Annotated in this window: 1 protein-coding gene; it reads right to left on the minus strand. The window is 56.8% G+C overall.

Features of this window, described 5'->3' with window-relative positions; translation table 11 throughout:
• A partial coding sequence (locus C5471_RS23110; RefSeq protein ID WP_166296544.1) for a non-ribosomal peptide synthetase occupies positions 1–1789 on the minus strand: 1789 nt, incomplete at both ends.

The following is a 1789-nucleotide window of genomic DNA, read 5'->3' on the forward strand; positions in this document are numbered from 1 at the left end:
TAACACCGAGTGCCGCGACACGGTTCATCACCCGTACCGCCAGCAACGAATGGCCGCCCAGGGCAAAGAAATTGTCATGCCGGCTGATTTGCTCAATCCCCAGGATTTCACGCCAAATCGCGGCCAGCGCGATTTCTGTTTCACCCTGCGGCGCGGCGTAAACCTGACGGGCAACCGCTTCATTGTCCGCTGCCGGCAACGCTTGACGATCCAGCTTGCCGTTCGGGGTTAATGGGAAGGCATCCAGCCGTACAAAGGCCGACGGCACCATATAATCCGGTAAAATGGCGCTCAGATAAGTATGCAGGCTATTGACCAGCCCCTCATCCGCAGGTGCCACCACATAAGCCACCAGCCGTTTCTCCTGCCCTTCACCTTGCGCCAATACCACCGATTCACTCACCGCCGGGTGTTCCACCAGCCGGGCCTCAATTTCCCCCGGTTCAATGCGGAAACCGCGGATCTTAACCTGCTGGTCATTACGGCCCAGAAACGCCAGATTGCCGTCCGGCAGATAACGCGCCAAATCCCCGGTGCGGTACATGCGGGCACCCGGTTTATCACTGAACGGATCGATAAGGAAACGGTCAGCCGTCAAGTCAGGGCGATTGAAGTAGCCCCGCGCCACTCCCGCGCCCCCGATATAAATTTCCCCCACCACACCCTGCGGCACCGGCTGACCATACTCGTCCAGTAAGTAAAGGCCGGTGTTGGCTATCGGACGCCCGATACTTTCAATAACCCGGTCACCCCGCCGCATCGATATCCAGGCAGAATAGGTTGTCGTTTCGGAAGGTCCATAGAGATTACATAACCGTTGCACCGGCGTTTCTGCGAAAATCTGTTCAATTAGGGCACTTTTAAGCGGCTCACCCGCCAGATTGACGGTATGGACCGGAGCCATCAGCGCCTGAGCCTGCAATAGCGGTTTCATTGCCGACGGGACGGAGTTAATCAGACTCACCGGCAGGCCATGCCGCATCAATGACAGGACATCCTCGACCAGATGAATCGCCGCACCACAAGATAACGGCATAAAACATTCGAAAATGGACAGGTCGAAATTCATCGACGTCGAGAACAGTGTCTCGCGGATCTCTTCCGCGCCAAAAGCCTGCTGGGCCCAGTGCAGGAAGTTCACTGTATTCCGGTGCTCAATCATCACCCCTTTTGGCACTCCCGTGGAGCCGGAGGTGTAAATCACATACGCCAAGTGCCGGGCAGTCAACGCAGGGACCTGTGGATTACTGTCCAGTTGATCAAGCAAGGTATTCGGGTCGAGCACGGTCAGCGCAGCCAGTGTTTCCTCACCCAATCCGGCACGACCGGCTTCATCCGCTAACACCATAACCGGGGCCGCATCGGTCAAAATATGTGCCAGACGCTCGCCCGGATAAGCCGGGTCCAGCGGCACATACGCGCTGCCAGCTTTCAGCACCGCCAATACCGCGACCACCATTGCCGGTGAACGAGATACGCAAATCGCCACCCGCTGGTCCGGCTCTACCCCCAGCGCAATCAGCTGATGGGCCAACCGGTTAGCCCGGGTATTTAATTCGGCATAACGGAGGGTTTGTTCTTCATACACTAACGCTGTGGCATTCGGGGTTTTCTCCACCTGTTGTTCAAACAACTGATGGATACATAACGCGTCAGGATAAGGGGTTTCCGTCGCGTTCCAGGTTTCCAGCAACAGCCTGCGCTCCGATGGTGCCAGGATATCAATTTCCCCGATCCGCTGTTGAGCGTGAGCGACCATCTCTTGCAACACCGCGTGCAAATATCCCAC

The sequence above is a fragment of the Photorhabdus tasmaniensis genome (assembly GCF_011189505.1).
Classification (GTDB): domain Bacteria; phylum Pseudomonadota; class Gammaproteobacteria; order Enterobacterales; family Enterobacteriaceae; genus Photorhabdus; species Photorhabdus tasmaniensis.